Consider the following 20,148-nt stretch of genomic DNA (forward strand, 5'->3'; position numbering starts at 1 on the left):
TAGAGTTACTCTAACCATTATAGTTCACGCCAACATTTAAGAAAAGTATGGGAGAAATTAACATGAACCCAAATAATATAAGAAATTTTTGTATTATTGCCCATATCGATCACGGTAAATCAACACTGGCAGATAGATTAATTGAGATGACCAATACTGTCTCTGAACGTGATATGAAAGAGCAATTATTAGATAACATGGATCTCGAAAGAGAACGTGGTATTACAATTAAGTTACAAACTGTACGCATGTACTATAAAGCTTCTAATAATATTGAATATGAGCTTAATCTCATCGATACCCCTGGACATACTGATTTTAATTATGAAGTTTCACGCAGTTTAGCTGCTTGTGAAGGAGCTTTGTTGCTAGTTGATGCAACCCAAGGCGTACAAGCACAAACAATTGCTAATTTAAAACTGGCTCAAGAGCAGAATTTAACTATTATTCCAGTTATCAATAAAGTCGATATGCCGAATGCGGATGTTAACAGCGTGATTAAAGAAATCGAAGAGTTAGATGGCATAAACTTAGATAAAGTTATTTTAGCTTCAGCTAAAACCGGCGTAGGAGTTGATAATATTTTAGAATCGATCGTTGAAAACATTCCTGCGCCAGAAGGTAATAAAGATAAGCCACTGCAAGCGTTAATCTTTGATTCTCATTATGATGTGTATCGCGGTGTAGTGCTACACGTACGCGTTTTTAATGGTGCCATTCATACCGGAATGAAAATTAAAATGCTCAAAAGTGATATTGAGTTCGAAGCATTACAAACGGGCGTATTTTTACCAGCAATGAAAACTGTTGATTTACTTGATGCAGGTGAAGTTGGATATATTTCGACTAATATTAAAATCGTCGCAAATGTTAAAGTCGGTGATACCCTAATTGATCCTAATCACCCAAATACCGAAGCAGTACCTGGTTATAAAGAAGTCAAACCTATGGTTTATGCTGGATTATTTCCAATAAAAAATGAAGACCAAGAAAAATTGAAAGATGCGGTGGAAAAATTATCGCTTAATGATTCTGCATTTATTTATAAACAAGAAAACTCAATGGCCCTTGGCGCAGGATTTCGTTGTGGTTTTTTAGGCATTTTACATATGGAGATTATTCAAGAAAGACTTGAACGAGAATATGGTATCGAAATTCTCTCTACCTTTCCTAGTGTTGAATACCGTGTAACATTAAAAAATAGTGAAATCATAAACGTTAATAATCCTATGTTGTTGCCGAGTTTTGAAAAAATTGACTATATTGAAGAACCATTTATAGATGCAGCAATTATTATTCCTATGGAAAATATTGGCGAGATTATGGAACTTTGTCAGGAAAAACGAGGTATCTACGTCGATATGATTTATCTGAATAATAAAATGGCAGAATTAACCTTTAAATTGCCAATTTCAGAAATTGCATACAATTTTTATGATTCACTTAAATCGATTACTCATGGCTATGCATCTATAGATTATCGTGATAGAAGCTATATTGCATCGGATTTGGTAAAAATGGATATTTGGTTGAATGATGAGATTGTCGATGCGTTTTCTTTTATTTTGCCACGCGATAAAAGCTTTGAACGAGGCAAGCAAATTGTGCAGAAGATGAAACATGTTATTCCTCGCAAACTCTATCCAATGCCGGTTCAATCAGTAGTCGAAAATAAAGTCATTGCACGCGAAGACATTCCACCTTTACGTAAAAGTGTCACCGGTCGTGGATATTCGGGTTCGGCATCGAAAAAGAAAAAAATCGCTAAAAATATTAAAGAGAATAAGATTAGACAACGTAAATTTGGCGGTGTTGATATTCCTCAAGAGGCCTTTCATGCCGTGTTGGATATTCATTAATGATGTAGGCTAGTTGAAATTAACCATTGCTTACATAATTAATCAACATTAAATAACAATTTCGCCGGCATTTGCCGGCGAAACTGTTTTTAGTCAGTAATAACTAAGCAAAGCCTTTCAATCCAACAACATGTACATGTTCTTGGTTGTTGATCACTTTACGCACTAATTTATAGGTGGTACCTTTTTCCGGACTGATATTTTCTGGAGCAGCGATAATAAGTTGCATTTCTAATCGTTCACAAAGCTCAAAGAGCGTCGCAATCGATTTAGCATCAAGACGTGCCGCTTCATCTAAGAATAATAAGCGACATGGTGAAATATCCTTATTGCGCAGACGTTTAGACTCTTCTTCCCAACTTTGAATAACCATTAGTAGAATAGACATACCTGTACCAATCGCTTCCCCCGTTGATAAAGCACCACTTTCAGCACGTAACCAACCATCAGCACCACGATTAACTTCCACATCCATCTCTAAATAGTTTCGATAATCTAGCAACTCTTCACCAATATTTTGTGCAGTTCGTTGCCCCATATCAATATGTGGATTCAGACGTTGATAAAGTTTCGCTAACGCTTCTGAGAAAGTAATACGATTATTACTAAATAAATCCTGATGTTCATTTTGATCATCAGCTAATGCAGCTAATAATGAAGAGTGTGCCTCACGAATACTAACATTCAAACGAACACCATTAACCTGACCAAATGCCACTGCTTGTAATCCTTGATTAAGCATACGAATACGGTTTTGTTCACGTTGTATAGTTTTACGAATAATATTAGCCACACTTTTTGAACTAATAGCCAATTGCTGTTCTCGTGAAGTAAGTTCTTCAGTTAAGCGTGACAACTCAATTTCCATTTGTTCAATAGCTTCAATCGGATCATCAGTTTTGACGATATCTTGGCGAATTCGTTCACGTAAATGTTTATAAACCGCGATATAAAATTGGATTTTACGTTCTGGTCGTTTCGGATCTTCGGATAATCTTAATACATCACGTAAGTGTTCATTATCATTTACCGCTAAACGCAATGAACCAAGTGCTTTATCCGACATAGAACGTAGTTCATCAGCGCTGAGATAAGCCAATTCTCGTCGATGTAATCGTCGTTCTACACTGTTTTCTTTAACGAGTCGTAACACTAAACACCAACCAGCTTTTGCTTCAACAACTTGTTCACGTAACTGTTTATAATCACGCAGTGTTTGTGTTAAGCGTTTTTGCATTTGCGTCATTTCGCTTTCACACATAATAAGTTGTTTTTCCAAAGACGTGCATTGTTGGCGATTACTATTGAGTTTTTGATGAATTTCATCACGACGGATACGTGCTCGCTCTTCAGTGATTGCATCCGCTTTAACACCAATTTGTTCGATCTCTTTATGCAATTCATTAAGCATGTCTCGCTTAGTTTCAAATGCACTTTTAAGTGATGCTAATGTTTGATTGTATTGATTATATTTATCTTGATACTGTTGCATTTGACGACGAGCTTCACCTCGTTGTCCTTCAACAACTTCTAATCGAGTACGTAATTTTTCATTGAGATCACTATTTTCATTCAACATACCAGCTGAATCTTCATAGCTAAAATGAGCACGACGTTGCATCACTTCCGTTAAAGCAAAAACTTGTTGGCGAATGGTTTGCTGCTGAGCTTTAACAGTATTGTACTGCTCACGTAATGATTCATTCTGCTCAGGATCACTTTGCAATACTGCAACAATGGGTTCAAGTTCGGCAATAGTATGGCGATGACGACTAACATATTGCGCGGCCTCTTGCGCTTCAGCAACTTGCTCACGTAGATCATCAACCCGATCCGCTAAATCATCATCAGCCAATAAATGCATTTGAGCTACCAATCGATTTACTGTGATTAACTGCTCTTTACAATTTGCAACTTGTTGTTGATTTTGTTTATCAATACTTTCTTGTGCCAAGAGCTGACGTTCGATTTCATTACGTCTTGTCGATAACTTTTGCACTTCGGCTTCTGGATCGATATCAAATGCTACAGATAGATATTCACCAATAAACTGCCCAACATTTTGCTCAATACGTTGTAATTTTTGCAGATCAAATGAAATTGTTGCATAACGTTCATGTAGTTCATCGCGTTCTGCCGATAATTTTTCAAGATGAATTTCACGTGCTGCTCGGCCAAATAAAGGTACCTTAGGAAAGCTGGAAAAGCGCCATTGCCGATCACCAGTTTTAACCAATACGGATTTCGTCATCTCTTCACAATCAAAAACACTATCGTCAAATGAAGATGGATCACCTTCGATAAAATAGATATCTTCTGGATAATCTTCTTCACTATTTGTCAGGCTTTCTAGTTGAGCTTTTACCAGTGATAAATCAGGTACCACAATAGCTTGTCTTGATGGACCATATAATGCTGAAAAGTAAGGCGCATCATCAATGGTTACATCTTCATAAATTTCAGAAAGTAATACACCATTAAACCTTTCCGCTAATGTCGATAAACGACCATCATCAACACCACTTGGTTGATTGAGTTGTTCAATTTGTGCATCAAGTTGATTGCGTTTGAAGTTTATTTGATCACGTTGTGTAACTAAAGTGCGTTCCTGTTCAAGCAATTGTTGCATATGTTGCGTGACAGCATGACTGTTAGTAAACGTTTGCTCTGTTTGTTCTTGCAATGCGATAAGTGCATCTTGGGCTTTTAACCATACTGGTGCTTTTTGTCGATAAGCACCAATTTGCGTTTGAATTTGCTCAAGCTCTTGCTTAAATTCAATACGTTTTTCACTTGATTCATTGGCAAGCTCAGCATTTTGGTCTAATTGAACTTCTAGCTCTTGTTTGAATTCATCAAGCTCATCATAATTAAGTTGATGACCAAAACGCTTACAAAATTGAGTTAATAATGATTCAGCTTCTTTTTGCTCAAAAAAGCGTTGCTCTAATTCATCTAATTGCAGTTGTAAATGTTCTGCTTGATCGGCTTGGTAACATTGTGAAGGCCACTGCTTTAATGCTTCTCTAGCGGCACGCCAAGCATCACTGCGCACTACGTCCCCAACTAATTTAACAACTAGTTGATAAGCTCTATCAAATTGATTAATGGCGGCATCAGAAACACTTAGTCTTTGCTCTAATTCTAACAGTTGTTCAGTAACTTCTTTTTGTTTTTCTTCAAAGATTTCAAAATGATTTTCAACATTACTTACACCTAATTTTGGTAATTGGCATAGTTGCTGAGCATTTTTTAAAGCTTGAATAGCTTGTTGGTATTGGATTGCCCGAGTCTGCTGGACATCTAAAGCTTGTTGATAATCAGCTAATTGGTTTTTTATTTCATCAACTTCTTGCTCAGTATGTTCTACCTGATCACGGTAAGTTTGATACTGTTCATTGGCTTCGAGGACAACTTCATTTTGCTCTTCAAGTTTTAAATTCAGATCATCTAAGTCCGCTTGATAACGGTCTATTTTTTCTTGTTGACGTAAAGCTGTTTGCGCAAGGTTAAGATGATCATTGGCAGCCTGTAGATCCGTTTCTAAATCGCTTTGAGCATCTTGATATTCTTTTAATTCTTTTGCCATTTCAACTTGGCGAAATTGATTACTAATCAGTAGATCTTGCGTTTTAAACATGTCACGACGCAATCCTAAAACCGATTCGATATGAATTCTACGTTCATTAGCATGACGCATATAGTCAGCAGCAACGTAGTTGGTAGACTCAGTAATAAGGTGTTTGAATAAATCACGATCCGATTGTGTTACCCGAATAGCTTCAAGCGTCATTCTATTTTCACGTAATGCTGCTTCCATATCTTGGAAGGCTTTTCTGACACCACTATTTTCCGGCAACAAATAATCACGTAATGATCGTGTAATAGCACTTGAAATTCCCCCATATAGAGAAGCTTCAATCAAGCGATAATATTTACTGCGATCGGATGAAGAGCGTAACCGTTTCGGTAATATACCAAAATCAAACATGACTGAATGATAATCGGTGATAGAGTTAAATTGTTTAAAAATAACTCCTTCCATTGACTCAATTTTATCTTTTAATTCTGGTAATGATAAAATTCGAGCCTGTTTATCATTTAAACGTTCTGTTACCAATTCAGTTGGACTAATATTGACTGGTAAACCTTGTATTAAAAAAGGTTTAATATCTACTTTTTTGTCACGCCCTGCTACTTGCTGTAAACGTACACCACAGATAATTCGCTGATTACGAGAGTTAATAACGTCTAGCATAGAGTAACACACACCTGGCTTTAACTTACCATGTAAACCTTTATCTCTAGAACCGGAGGTTGCACCCGCCTCAGTGGTATTTCTAAAATGTAATAAAGTCAAATCAGGAATTAGCGCTGTGACAAATGCAGCCATAGTCGTTGATTTACCTGCGCCATTACCACCTGAAAGCGTGGTAACCAGTTGATCAAGCTCAAAGGTTCGAGCAAAAAAACCGTTCCAGTTAATTAATGTTAATGAATGAAATTTACCGTGTCCCATCATCATTATTCAATCTCCTCATTAACATCTTCATCTTGTTCTTCACTATTATCATCATCCAAAATAAGTGATGATTCTATTTTAATCGCTTCACCATCTCGAATTAAGCGTAATTGCGCTTCTTGCGCATCATCACTACTGCGAACATCAGCACCAAAGCGGAAAATAGATTCATTTATACGAAAACGACTACTGTCATTACCTACAATAAAGAAAATCATGCCTAGTCGACGTAAGCGATTTAATGCGGTTTTTACTTTATCAAATAGTTTTTGCCGATCTAAGTCAGATCCCGTTGAACGTTGATTAACTAATTTCAACAATTTACTTTCATCCGCTAAGGAAACCAGCTCATCAAAAAGTTCTTGCAAAGTGAAGATACCTTCATGCGCTAATCGTTCTGGGCTTAAATATAGATAACACAATACTTTACCCACTAACATGTCTAATTCAGAAAGAACTGAACGGGGAATTAAAGTGGTTGAACGAGGACGGAGATAAAAAAAGCCTTCTGGTGCACGAATAAGCTCAACATTATAACGTTGATAAAACTGTTCAAGTTCAAATTGAAAATCCATCAAAAATGCATGATTGTCCAGTTCATCAATACCAATATGGCGGCCTGAGCGTAATAAACTATCTAGTTCAGGAAAAATTGGATTGGCAATAGCTTGAGCCAATTTCACTGGCATATATTTATCTATAGACGCTTGAGAACTTGCAGCAATACGTCCCATGACTTCATCGAGATGATGAGCAGTTTGTTCCATTTCTATATCTTTAGTATCTGTTGATGACATGTGCTTGTACCTTAGCTCCATAATCGTTAATAGGTTTCCATTCGGCAGGAATACCAAGTAAATCACTTTCGGCAATACCTAATCGAATAGCCTGATCAATAAACAATCTTGCAATATCAAAATGCTGTTCTCGAGGGAACTGTGCTAAATAACTATGAATAGCAATACTCATATCAAGTGGTTTATTTTCTTGTTTAAAGATCAATAAATTTTGTTCAATATGTGCAACTATGTGCTCTTGAATTTCTTCAATCATTTCAAATTCGAGTTCAGAAGGTAACTCACCAGTCACTTCAGCTTCATGTAATGCCAACTCTTCGTCACGCATATCCAGTAAACGTTCAGCATTCGCAAAAGTAAGTGACCATGGTGAATCAAAATAGCTTTGGATCGATTTGCGTAATCGTTGAGAAAAAACTCGATTCTTATCTAAATCAATTGCAGTACGAATAAATTTATGAACGTGCCTATCATAACCTATCCATAGGTCTATTGCTTTTTGTCCCCAACCGATGATTCGGTCTAATTTACCTTGTAAATCAATAACTACATTATTAATTTTATCTAACTCAGGATTATCCAAAGTCGCATCTTGTATTAACAGCAAACTAGCTTGTAACTTATCACCAGCCGCTGCTAATGTATCTTGTAATTCACGTAAGGTTTGCGATGTTTCTGTCAGTAAGCCCTCACAGCTACTAATTGCCGCCTGCCAATCTTGACTTAATAATGCAGAAATATTTTGTTTTACATCAGCTTGTTGTTCATCCATCACTCGCTGAGTGATATCAATGCTATCAAAGATCTCAGCTACTGAATATTTTAAAGGTGCGAAAACATTACGATGCCAATGTAAATCATCACCACCTTCAAGAGCAGCATCTGCGGCACGTTTTAATTCTTGTGCAACAATTGAAAGTTGAATTGATAAACGTAAAGTCGAGAATTCTCGTTGACGAATATAGTAATCAGATATACCAATTCCCAAAGGTGTCAATCGATAAATAGAATAACCATCGGTCATTTCGCTAGCAAAACGTGTGATTAAACGCTGGCGTACTAAATCATTAATCGCATTATTAGCACGGACAGTAATAGTATCTTCACTTTGCTCAAAAATGTGTGAAACATGTCGAAAACCATCGATTAATTCAGATTCAGTCATTTCGCCATCGAAGCGTTCACTGTTTAATACAGCTATTGCCAATAAAAAGGCTAATCGCTCAACAGGCAAAGCAATCGAAAAATCATTTTTTTTTGCCCAAGAGACCAGTTCTGGCACTGATTGGGAAAAATCCATCATAGTGATTCCTTAATTAAGGATGTTCAGCAAGCCTGACATCTTAAAATAATATGAGAAACACAATATATTGTGTTATGGACAAAATTTTATCGATTATATAACAAATTGTAGTAGTTAAAAATAGCTAAGTTTAGGATTTATTATTAGAAGTAATAATCAATAATTAATTTTTTTAAATACGCTAATTGCCATTACAAAAAACGCAAATTTATTATCTAATTAACATTAGGTTTGAATTGACTTATGTAAATATAAAAATGATAATGATTATCGTTTTCACTTAAAATGTAGAGGTATTTATGCGAAAAGTATTATTATCAATTTTATTGGGGACTTTTATTGGTTTGGTTTCACAATCAGTAATTGCTCATGGTATATGGATTACTAATCGAGTCGATCAAAAACAAATTGTTTTAGGTGAAGGGCCTTTAGACAATGGTTATAAGACTGAAAGTGTAAAAGATGTTAAAGCTTATAATAGTAATTGGTCACTGCTACCGATATCTAAAAAGTCACATGATAATTTTGTGACTATTGAACCGTCAGATCAAACAGCGGTAGTAACGGTTGATTTTGATTATGGCTATTGGACCAAAAATTCAGAAGGTAAGTATGTTAATTTACCCATGAATAAAGTTAAAGGAGCCAGTAATGGCACTCACGCCATAAAATATAGCGTTAATTATTTATCATCCGTTAATAACCCTAAAATGGTTGAAGATATTCCTTTACAAATCGTTCCTTCTGTTGATCCGACAAAATTGAAACGTGGTGATAGTTTACCAATTACTGTGTATAAAGATGGAAAACCACTAGCTAACACAGCAGTTATTGTTGATGTGGTGAATAACTTAGATAAAACAGTGAAAACAGATGATAAAGGTCAAACTACTATTATTGTGCCAAACCAAGGTTTAAACGTTATTGGCGTTGAAATTGGTTTTCCGCTTAAAGATAACCAATTAGCGACACAAGATAAGTTTTTTACCACTCTAGTTTTTACACTAATTCCTGAAGAAGATTAATTTATATACAAAAAACGGGATTATTATCCCGTTTCCTATTAATCATCTGATTAAACTTCAGCATTGATTGGACGAGGTATAAGAAAACTACAAAGTAGAGCTAATACCGTGATCACTAATCCAAGTAACATGCCATTGAAATAACCATCAATTGAGTTACCATTCATCATTTGAATTGCTGGTAATAATGCAAAACTTAAGCCAGCGCCTAAATTAAATGCCCCAGCATTCATACCTGGTAGAAAACCTGGGTTTTCGCTAGGTGATAAAACAACACCTAGGCCATTCAAAATAATATTGGCCATGCCTGCGTAGAAAATACCTAGCACAATAACCCCTACGGATAAAATAGGTAGAGAATGAATGCCATAAAACATAATAACTAAGATGCCAATAACACAGCCCACAAGACCTAATTTTAGTACATTGTTATACCCCATTGTTGGTGCCAATCTTCCAGAAAATGGTCCCACAAACCAACCAATTAAAGCATAAGGAGTTAGAAAAATGAGTGAAGCCCAATCAGCTTCTAATCCAAAGCCAATCTCATGATTTTGAGCAATTGACATAACTAAACCATTAACAATAGCGAAAATACCTGTCATGGTTAAAGTTGTTGTTAATAACAAAGCCCATGTAGCACGTTTTTTTAAATGATTAGTGGTAACAAGCGGTTGTTTATTTCTTTTTTCTACATGCCAAAACAGAATAAAACATAAGATAGCAAACAGAGTTAATCCTACCACAATCAACCAATTTGCGTTACCTAGTTTACCCGCTTCATTAAGTGCGAGTAATAGCGCAGCTATGGTTAGAACAATTAGTAAAACACCTAACCAATCCATTTTGGTGCCTGCCGATGGTTTAGATTCGGAGGCAAAACGATGAACAAAGAAAGTGGAAATTGCGGCAACTATAGCTATAACCCAAAATACAGAACGAAACCCGAAATGAGTAGCAAGTAGACCGCCAGCTATCGCATCAACACCAGCAATACCACCATTTACTGCTGTTATTATTCCCATTAACATACCATACTGTTTAACATCTTTTACTTCAAAACTTAACATTAACAAGCATAGAGGTACGACTGGCCCTGAGACACCTTGAATAATCCGCGCGGCATATAACACTTCAATATTTGGTGCAACAGCAGCTAAAACTGTACCTAATGTCATGATTAATAACATAGCAGTTAAGACTTTTTTTCGCCCTTTTATATCACTTAATCGTGGTAAAAATAATGAAAATAAAGCCGCTGCTGTGAAAAACGAGGTTTGCGATAGCCCAACAGCAGCATCATTAGTTCCTAACTCTTTTGCTATGGTTACTAATACAGGGCTTAACATACTAGCATTAAGTTGGAAAGCAACACATGCAGCAAGCAAAGCCATCATCAGTGTAAATACACTGGATTTATCTTTACTTTTTTCAATCATAGATTAACCTCACCTATTCGTTCTAGGGAGTCAACAATTAAATCCCAAAAACCAGTATGATCAAGTTCAGTTGCAACCTGAGTATGACAACTATCATCAGGAGGGAAACGAAAATCAGCCACGGTCATTCCTAAAGTTAATGTACCTGTCAATTCAATATCAACTGGTACTCGTTTAGTTTTTATTAACTCAGGATTAATAACATAAGCAACAGCGCAAGGGTCATGAACTGGCGGATAAGTAAAACCTTGAGCTTGTTTATACATTTTTCCGAAGAATTCCAACATTTCCAAAACAAATTTAGCTGGTTTTGTTTTTATTGCAGATATTTTTTCAATTACATCTGGTGTAGCTAATGCTTGATGGGTAAGATCTAATCCAACCATAGTAACTGGCCATTTTTCATTAAATACTATGTGAGCTGCTTCTGGATCTATCTTGATATTAAACTCAGCAACAGCACTCCAGTTGCCAACATGATACCCACCGCCCATCAAAACAACTTCTTTTACTCGTTCAACAATTTTCGGCTCTTTACGTACCGCCATTGCAATATTAGTTAAACCGCCTGTTGGAACTAATGTGACTGTTTTAGGGGGATGTGACATGATGGTATCAATAATTAAATCAATAGCATGCCTTTTATCTAATTGAATTGCCGGTTCAGGTAAAACGGGGCCATCAAGTCCAGAGTCACCATGAATATCCGGTGCCACTTCTACATTTCTAATTAAAGGTCTTACCGCTCCAGCAGCAAAGGGAACATTAGTAATATTAGCGATACGTGCAACAGATAATGCATTACGAGTTACTTTTTCTAATGTTTGGTTACCAACAACCGTAGTTACCGCTAGCAATTCAATATTTGGATTACCATGAGCTAATAAAAGTGCGATAGCATCATCATGACCGGGATCGCAATCAAGGATAATTTTTTTTGGCTGATTCATCATAAATCGGTTCCTCAAGTAAATTTATATATTTGCCATTCGTTTAAGCACATTTTGATGCGATGGCATATTTGATGCACCTTCATGCTCAACGGCTAAAGATGCAAAAGCTGAAGCATAAACTGCTGCTTGATAAAGAGTTTCTCCTTTAGCCAATGAAGCACAAAAAGCTCCATTAAAAGCATCGCCAGCACCAGTTGTATCAACAGGAACAGCTAAGAAAGGCTTAATATGTTGATGATGTTTACCATCATAAATAAGAGAACCTTTACTACCTAAAGTAATAATGACTGTTTGAATACCTAATGAATAAATTTTTTCTGCTGCAAGCTTGGCACTATCGAAATCATTAACTTCAACTCCTGACATTAAACTTGCTTCAGTTTCATTCGGAGTAATAATATCGATATAAGATAATAACTGTTGAATATCTTTAGAATAAGGCGCGGGATTTAACACCACTTTAACCCCCATTGCTTTAGCTAATTTCATTGCATTTAAAACGGCATCAATATTATTTTCAAGTTGAACTAATAGAATATCAGATTGTTTGAGATAACTTTCTAACATTACAATTTCTTTATCAGTAATTGTTAAATTTGCACCAGGATAGATGGCAATCATATTCTCGCCATTCTCTTCAGAAACATAAATGACAGCATTGCCAGTAGGTTCTTTATCTGATTGATACAAAGTAAATGAGTTAATTTTTGATGAAGATAGATGATCATGAGCAAATTGACTAAATTGATCGGTTCCAACTTTTGCGACAAAATGAACTTTTGCATCGGCATGACTTGCAGCAAGTGCTTGATTAGCACCTTTTCCACCTGGACCAATCATACTTTTTTGCGCTAGAATTGACTCACCGCCTTTGGGAAATCTTGCCACTTGTGCAACAATATCAACATTAAATGAACCTAAAATACAAACATTACCGTTCATTCTGTCTCCTCGTTTTTTAAATTTTTGTTTATCATATCTTGTCATTAATGAGGTAATACACTCTTTATCAGTAATATTGCTTACTAATCTATGCCTTTTAATCATGGCTCCACCATAACAACGAATAACTAATAATTGTTTCGCCAGCGTAGAGAGATCTTTTCTAATAGTCTCTTTAGATACTTTAAATATTTCCGAAAAATATTGGACACTACCTTTTTCATGTTTATCTAAATAAGCTAAGATAGCTTTTTGTCTTTCTTCTAAGAACATAAAGTAAACCTCTTGATGATTAATTCAAAGTATAGCTGGATTAAATCATTAAAAGAGTGATAATAATCATAACTTATGAGATAAAACAGAAGCAAACGGAACAAAGATAGGTTAAACTCGACTGCTTTAAAAATAGTAAAATTTAATAAAAACTATCCATCTTATTATTGTCACGTCTATTATTAATAACTATCAGCAAAACAATTATACTTTTGCTATAACTCATAACCCTATATCAAGTTATCATAAAAAATAATAATCTAATTTCGATAATAAAAAATTAATTCCGTACTCGCACTGTCGCTAATTTATGCTAAAATCGCAAAACATGAATAATCTTTCTTAACATAAGGATGTAACGCAATGCATATCGGTATACCAAAAGAACGGTTAGCCAATGAAGCTAGAGTTGCAGCAACACCTCAAACCGTTGGACAACTGTTAAAACTAGGATTTACAGTTTCAGTAGAACAAGGTGCTGGACATGCTGCTCATTTCGAAGACCAAGCTTTTATTGATGCTGGAGCCACTATTCAAAGTACAAAGGATATTTGGCAAAATGATCTTATTTTAAAATTTCATGCGCCAACTGATGAAGAAATCGCTCTAATGAAAGAGGGATTAACACTTATCAGTTATATTTATCCTGCGCAACATAAAGATCTTTTAGAAAAACTTGCAACTAAAAATATTACTGTAATGGCAATGGATTGTGTACCTCGTATTTCACGAGCTCAATCTCTTGATGCATTAAGTTCAATGTCTAATATTGCCGGTTACCGTTCAGTTATTGAAGCTGCAAACCAATTCGGCCGTTTCTTTACAGGGCAAGTTACTGCTGCAGGTAAAGTGCCACCAGCAAAAGTATTGGTAATTGGTGCGGGTGTAGCGGGTCTGGCGGCAATTGGTGCGGCGGTTAGCTTAGGTGCGATTGTTCGTGCATTCGATACCCGACCTGAAGTTGCAGAACAAATTAATAGTATGGGAGCTGATTTCTTAGAATTAGATTTCGAAGAAGAAGCGGGCTCTGGTGACGGCTATGCTAAACAAATGTCTGCCGCATTTATCGAAGCCGAAATGGCATTATTTGCTGAACAAGCTAAAGATGTTGATATCATTATCACTACTGCATTAATCCCAGGTAAACCTGCACCAAAACTTATCTCAAAGGAGATGGTTGAATCAATGAAACCAGGCAGTGTTATTGTTGATTTAGCAGCATTAACTGGTGGTAACTGCGAATTAACTAAACCAGGTGAAGTATTTGAAACTGATAATAATGTTAAAATTGTTGGTTATACTGATTTAGCTAACCGTATGCCAGCACAAGCATCACAATTATACGGTACTAACATTGTTAATTTATTAAAACTACTTGCTAAAGAAAAAGATGGTAATATTGATATCAACTTTGAAGATGTGGTTATTCGTGGCGTAACAGTAGTCAAAGATAAAGAAATCACTTGGCCTGCACCACCGATTCAAGTTTCAGCACAACCACAGAAAAAAGCGGTTGAGCCTGTGGCTAAACCTGAACCTAAACCAATGTCACCAGCCAAAAAATATGGTATTTTTGCTTTATTAATTATTGCCTATTTCTGGTTAGCAAACTCTGTGCCTGAGAGCTTTTTAGGCCACTTTACTGTATTTGCTTTATCATGTGTAGTTGGTTATTACGTAGTATGGAATGTAACCCATTCATTACATACACCACTAATGTCAGTTACTAATGCTATATCCGGTATTATATTAGTCGGTGCAATATTGCAAGTCGGTGATGATAATGGCTTAACTACGGCGATTGCCTTCGTTGCTATTTTGATTGCTAGTATCAATATTTTTGGTGGATTCTTTGTTACCCAAAGAATGCTAAAAATGTTCCAACGTGGCAAGTAAAGGAGATTATTGATAATGTTAAGTCATGGAATCATTCAAGCAGCTTATGTTATTGCTGCATTACTGTTTATCTTTAGTTTACGAGGCCTATCAAATCAAGAATCAGCTAAATCTGGAAACATTTATGGCATGATTGGTATGGCAATTGCACTTATTGCTGCTGTTGCTAGTATCAAAGGTGGACTGCACTGGATCATTATTGCTATGGTTATTGGTGCAGCTATCGGTCTATATCTTGCTAAGAAAGTAGAAATGACCCAAATGCCAGAACTGGTTGCGCTTCTCCATAGTTTTGTTGGTATGGCGGCGGTTCTTGTTGGTTTTAATAGTTTCTTAGATGCACATACAATGATTACCAGCAATGAATTAACTGTGCATTTAGTTGAAATCTTTGTTGGTATCTTCATTGGTGCGGTTACATTCTCTGGTTCAGTAGTTGCATTTGGTAAACTAAATGGTCGTATTAGTTCTAAACCACTATCTATTCCATATAAACACTACTGGAACTTAGCAGCTATTGTTGTATCAGTAATTTTAATGTTTACTTTTATTGGTGTAAAAACTGGCGCAGGCGCACTTGTTAGTTTACTAGTTATGACAATCATTGCATTAGTGTTTGGCTTCCATCTTGTTGCTTCAATTGGTGGCGCCGATATGCCAGTGGTTATTTCAATGCTTAACTCATATTCTGGTTGGGCCGCAGCAGCAGCAGGATTTATGTTAGGTAATGACTTACTTATTGTTACTGGTGCTTTGGTTGGTTCTTCAGGTGCAATTCTTTCTTACATTATGTGTAAAGCAATGAATCGTTCATTTATCAGCGTAATTGCCGGTGGTTTTGGTAGTGATGGCAGTTCATCAAGCTCATCAGAAGAAGAACAAGGTGAATACCGTGAAATGCAACCAGCCGAAGTTGCTCAAACCTTAAAAGAAGCTCGTTCAGTGATTATTGTACCAGGTTATGGTATGGCTGTTGCTCAAGCTCAAGGCGCAGTTAGTAACATTACTGAAAAACTTCGTGGTATGGGTATAGAAGTTCGCTTTGGTATTCACCCAGTTGCAGGACGTTTACCTGGCCATATGAACGTATTATTAGCTGAAGCAAAAGTCCCTTATGATATTGTATTGGAAATGGATGAAATCAATGATGACTTCCCTGATACTGATGTTGTTTGGGTAATTGGAGCTAACGATACAGTTAACCCAGCGGCAGAAGAAGATCCTAATAGCCCTATTGCAGGAATGCCAGTTCTAGAAGTTTGGAAAGCAAAAACTGTCATTATTTCAAAACGTTCTATGAATACCGGCTATGCTGGCGTGCAAAACCCACTATTCTTTAAAGAAAATAGCTACATGTTATTTGGTGATGCTAAAGATAGTGTTGAAAAAGTATTACAAAATTTATAATGATATAACCATCATAAATAACAACAAACTGCGACTTCATGTCGCAGTTTGTTTAATGACAATTTTTATTTTTTGAATGTTTTAGATAAAAAGCCAATAATGAGATCTGTAACTTCACGATGTATCTCACCTTTTGTATGATAACTACCATCTTTACAATGAATACCCTAACCTTATTTTTCTTGATTTAAGATATCTTTTGCTGTAGATTTACAAATTTGCATAAAACAGAAATGTATTACATCTGGATTAATTATATAAATTGCGGAAGATTTAGCTAGAAATGTTTGTAAATAGGAAATAAATTAAAATAATTATAAAATGATGTAATAAAGTTTATTTATGGCAATTACTATTGAAATCTAAATTACAATTTGGGAATAAATATAAAATGAAAAAATGATCAATGATTTTCAAGTTTTACTTGTTCTTTATGATAAAGGTAATAAGCCCCTCGAGAAACCATTCGAAGTTGAAAAATAAGATCTTCTATTAATTTTTGACGTTGAATAGTATCAAAATCAAGCGCTTCCGCACCAGCATTAAAAGCAATAGTAACCATCGCTTCTGCTTGAGCTTCATTATAATGATGTGGCATTTGATTAGCATTATCTAAATAGTCAACAAGCTCGACAATGAAATGCTGAATTTCACGTGCAATTGCCGAGCGAAAAGCAGAAGAAGTTCCAGCTTTTTCACGCAGTAATAATAGAAATACTTTAGGATTTTTATCTACAAATTCAATAAAGGTGGTTACAGAAGTCCGAAGCACACTACCACCTTTTTCGATACGTTTTCGAGCTTGTCTTAATAATTGACGAAGAGTTAAACCACTTTCATCAACCATCGCTAAACCTAATTCATCCATATCACGAAAATGTCGATAAAATGAGGTAGCGGCAATACCTGCTTCACGAGCAACTTCACGCAAACTTAAACTTGCAAAACCTTGTTCAGCATTAAGTTGATTAAACGCAGCATCAATCAAACTTCGACGCGTTCTTTCCTTTTGCTGCGCTCTGATACCACCGGTTTTAATGTTTTTCATTTTCAAAATTCAGCATGATACAAATGTAAGTTATCAGTTTGTTTGCCCCAATAACCGCTCTTTTTCTGCAAAAACTTTTGGCATATGATCGCGAATAGTTTTAGCTATAGTTTCATAACGTGCTCTTAGTGGAGAGCCTGGTCGATAAATCAAAGCAATACTTCGCATTGGTATAGGATCACTACAAGGAATATAACAAATATTATCACGAGTACGTTCATTCGGTGCAGCAAGCTCTGGAAATAAGGTAATACCACGCCCAGCAGATATCATACTTCGTAATGTTTCTAAACTCGTTGCTTTAAATTGTTTGTCTTCATCAATTCCGACTTGAAAACAATATCCCATCGCATGTTCACGCAAACAGTGACCATCTTCTAACATTAAAAATTTTTGCCCTTTTAAATTAGAAAGCTTAACTGTTTGTTTAGTTGCTAATTCGTCACTTGCTGGAACCGCTAAAAACATAGGTTCATTAAACAGTGGTAATTCAATAAATTGTGCTGTTTCTTTTACTTGAGCAATAATCGCACAATCCAGTTTTCCACTCTCAAGTTGAGCAACAATATTGGCAGTTTGAGCTTCATGCAAATAAAGTTCTAATTGAGGAAAAGATTCGTGTAAAACGGTAATTACATGCGGTAATAAATAGGGTGCAATAGTTGGGATCAAACCTATATGCATCGGACCAGACATTTCTTCACCTTGACGACTAGCCATCTCTTTTAAAATTTGTATATTACGTAAAATTTCTTTGGCTTGCTCAACAAGCATCATACCGGTTTGGGTAAATAACACTTTGCGACTAGTTCGCTCAAGTAACATTACACCTAATTCGTCTTCAAGTTTTCTGATTTGACCACTTAATGTTGGTTGACTAACATTACAAGCATCTGCTGCTTTACGAAAGTGCCGAAATTCAGCTAACGATACAAAATATTCCAAATCACGAATATTCATAGTGTCCCCAAAAAATTATCAGTTAATGGTTATATACTCAGGAATATAATAAATAGATATAAAATACTACTGTTTTTTGTATAAAAATCATTTATAAAATAAGAGTATCAAATTCAGTAAAATTAATTAGTCATTTAAATACAGATAAAATCTGTTGTTATGCATAATTTCTTGATGCTTAATAGGCTAACTTTATTAATTGTACTATATAAATTACTATTGTTGATAATTATGTTTAAAAAATCAAATAGAATCTTTGATGATTATAAACTAAATCCCATCATTCTACTTACCATAGCCATATTAAGAAAAATGGAAAGTTAAAAGTAATTGCGATATAATCGCGCGCTAGATTGCTATATAGACTATTATTAATTTGAGGTGTGCTATTTTTAAACAAGTTTCTCGCTTTTATCGTAAAATGTTTCAGCATGAAGAACAGCAAAAATCGCACTATGTATCCATTTCTCGCAATGAACATAATATTTCTCGTAAAAATATAAGCGAAAATGCCCTAAAAGTTCTTTATCGCTTAAATAAACAAGGATATGAAGCTTATCTAGTTGGTGGATGTATTAGAGATCTTCTCTTAGGTAAAACACCTAAGGACTTTGATATTGCCACAAATGCTACTCCGGAACAAATTCTAAAGGTGTTTCGGAATTGTCGCCTGATCGGAAGACGTTTTCGTTTAGCACACATTATGTTCGGTAAAGAGATAATTGAAGTCGCCACTTTTCGTGGTGATCATGATGGTCAAAGTGAACATACCAATATATCTAAAAGATCACAATCTGGCATGCTATTACGTGACAATGTATACGGTACGATTGAACAAGATGCTATCCGACGGGACTTCACGATGAATGCCCTTTATTACAATGTTAAAGACTTTACTATCCGTGATTATTGTGGCGGATTAAACGATTTAAAAAATGGCGTTATTCGATTAATTGGCGATCCACAAACAAGGTATCGTGAAGATCCGGTTAGAATGTTAAGAACAATTCGTTTTGCCGCCAAACTTAACATGAAAATAGATCAAGCAACGGCTGATCCCATTAAAACGCTAGCCCCGTTGCTAAAAAATATTCCATCGGCACGACTTTTCGATGAATCTTTAAAATTATTACAATCTGGTCATGGTTACAATACTTATATCTTATTAAAACAATACCAATTATTTGAACAACTTTTCCCGGTAGTTGAACATTTATTTGTACACAATAATAATGGCAATTTGGAGAAAATTATTGCTCACGTATTAAAAAATACTGATTATCGAATAGCAAACGAGCAACGTGTCAATCCTGCTTTTTTATACGCAGCCTTTTTTTGGTATCCAATTATAGAACAGACTCAGATCAATTGTATTGAAAGCGGCCTTCAGTATTATGATTCTTTTTCTATGGCCATTAATGATGTGTTAAGCGAACAGTGTCAAATTATCGCAATACCCAAACGATTAACAAATATAATGAGTGATATATGGCGTTTACAATTAAGAATGAAGAAACGAGAAGGGAAACGTGCCTTTGTGATTTTAGAACATCCTAAATTTCGTGCTGCCTATGATTTGTTAGAAATGCGATCATCTATTGAAAAAGGTGAATTGTTAGATTTAGCTAAATGGTGGGATGAATTTCAACATGTATCCACCGAAAGAAAAATATTTATGGTTAAACAATTAGGCAAAAGTAATAAACGACGAACTAAACGTTAAT

13 protein-coding genes are annotated in these 20,148 nt (G+C 35.5%); 5 read left to right on the forward strand and 8 right to left on the reverse strand.

Annotated elements, in window-relative coordinates; genetic code table 11:
* Positions 1 to 62: 62 nt before the first annotated feature.
* Positions 63 to 1,859: a translation elongation factor 4 gene (gene lepA, locus H3U96_RS04810; protein ID WP_232347737.1), complete on the forward strand. Its 1,797-nt coding sequence runs from the start codon at positions 63 to 65 to the stop codon at positions 1,857 to 1,859.
* Positions 1,860 to 1,962: 103 nt separating this feature from the next.
* On the opposite strand, the gene mukB is transcribed toward lepA, so the two are convergent.
* Genes mukB through mukF form a run of 3 tightly spaced genes read right to left on the reverse strand, consistent with a single transcriptional unit; the run spans position 1,963 to position 8,481 of the window.
* Complete coding sequence (gene mukB / locus H3U96_RS04815) at positions 1,963 to 6,381, reverse strand: chromosome partition protein MukB (RefSeq protein ID WP_198195855.1); 4,419 nt, start codon at positions 6,379 to 6,381, stop codon at positions 1,963 to 1,965.
* Between the two features lie 2 nt (positions 6,382 to 6,383).
* The gene (gene mukE / locus H3U96_RS04820; RefSeq protein ID WP_081298793.1) at positions 6,384 to 7,115 is read right to left on the reverse strand and encodes a chromosome partition protein MukE; all 732 of its coding nucleotides are present in this window, start codon (positions 7,113 to 7,115) and stop codon (positions 6,384 to 6,386) included.
* Between the two features lie 43 nt (positions 7,116 to 7,158).
* Entirely contained in the window at positions 7,159 to 8,481 is a 1,323-nt protein-coding gene (gene mukF / locus H3U96_RS04825; protein ID WP_086353907.1) for a chromosome partition protein MukF, read from the reverse strand.
* 299 nt (positions 8,482 to 8,780) lie between these two features.
* On the opposite strand from mukF, the gene H3U96_RS04830 reads away from it, so the two are divergent.
* A complete protein-coding gene (locus H3U96_RS04830; protein WP_034902283.1) occupies positions 8,781 to 9,506 on the forward strand; it encodes a DUF4198 domain-containing protein in 726 nt (241 codons plus the stop codon).
* A gap of 50 nt (positions 9,507 to 9,556) precedes the next feature.
* Here the strand turns inward: H3U96_RS04830 and H3U96_RS04835 are convergent, their stop codons facing one another.
* From H3U96_RS04835 to rbsK, 3 genes are read right to left on the reverse strand one after another with little or no spacing between them, the layout of a single operon-like run.
* A complete protein-coding gene (locus H3U96_RS04835) occupies positions 9,557 to 10,945 on the reverse strand; it encodes an MFS transporter (protein WP_034902285.1) in 1,389 nt (462 codons plus the stop codon).
* Complete coding sequence (locus tag H3U96_RS04840) at positions 10,942 to 11,895, reverse strand: nucleoside hydrolase (RefSeq protein WP_370545631.1); 954 nt, start codon at positions 11,893 to 11,895, stop codon at positions 10,942 to 10,944. The genes H3U96_RS04835 and H3U96_RS04840 overlap by 4 nt, the downstream gene beginning before the upstream one ends.
* A gap of 24 nt (positions 11,896 to 11,919) precedes the next feature.
* A complete protein-coding gene (gene rbsK, locus H3U96_RS04845) occupies positions 11,920 to 13,113 on the reverse strand; it encodes a ribokinase (RefSeq protein WP_198195773.1) in 1,194 nt (397 codons plus the stop codon).
* 363 nt (positions 13,114 to 13,476) lie between these two features.
* On the opposite strand from rbsK, the gene pntA reads away from it, so the two are divergent.
* Both pntA and pntB read left to right on the forward strand, forming a co-directional pair.
* Positions 13,477 to 15,009 carry a Re/Si-specific NAD(P)(+) transhydrogenase subunit alpha gene (gene pntA, locus H3U96_RS04850; RefSeq protein ID WP_034902289.1) on the forward strand — a complete coding sequence of 511 codons (1,533 nt, stop codon included), beginning with the start codon at positions 13,477 to 13,479 and terminating at the stop codon, positions 15,007 to 15,009.
* 15 nt (positions 15,010 to 15,024) lie between these two features.
* Positions 15,025 to 16,416, forward strand: coding sequence for a Re/Si-specific NAD(P)(+) transhydrogenase subunit beta (pntB, locus tag H3U96_RS04855; protein ID WP_034902291.1), 1,392 nt, complete (start codon positions 15,025 to 15,027; stop codon positions 16,414 to 16,416).
* A gap of 403 nt (positions 16,417 to 16,819) precedes the next feature.
* Here the strand turns inward: pntB and fabR are convergent, their stop codons facing one another.
* On the reverse strand, positions 16,820 to 17,464 hold the full coding sequence (fabR, locus tag H3U96_RS04860; protein WP_034902293.1) for an HTH-type transcriptional repressor FabR: 645 nt from the start codon (positions 17,462 to 17,464) through the stop codon (positions 16,820 to 16,822).
* A 33-nt stretch (positions 17,465 to 17,497) separates the two neighbouring features.
* Positions 17,498 to 18,424, reverse strand: a complete 927-nt coding sequence (gene oxyR, locus H3U96_RS04865) for a DNA-binding transcriptional regulator OxyR (protein WP_034902295.1) — start codon at positions 18,422 to 18,424, stop codon at positions 17,498 to 17,500.
* Positions 18,425 to 18,845: 421 nt separating this feature from the next.
* Here oxyR and pcnB point away from each other — a divergent pair, with 421 nt between their 5' ends.
* Positions 18,846 to 20,147, forward strand: a complete 1,302-nt coding sequence (gene pcnB, locus H3U96_RS04870) for a polynucleotide adenylyltransferase PcnB (RefSeq protein WP_217332437.1) — start codon at positions 18,846 to 18,848, stop codon at positions 20,145 to 20,147.
* Position 20,148 lies beyond the last annotated feature (1 nt).

Origin of the sequence: Gilliamella sp. M0364, from assembly GCF_016100565.1 — a bacterium.
Lineage (GTDB): Bacteria > Pseudomonadota > Gammaproteobacteria > Enterobacterales > Orbaceae > Gilliamella > Gilliamella apis.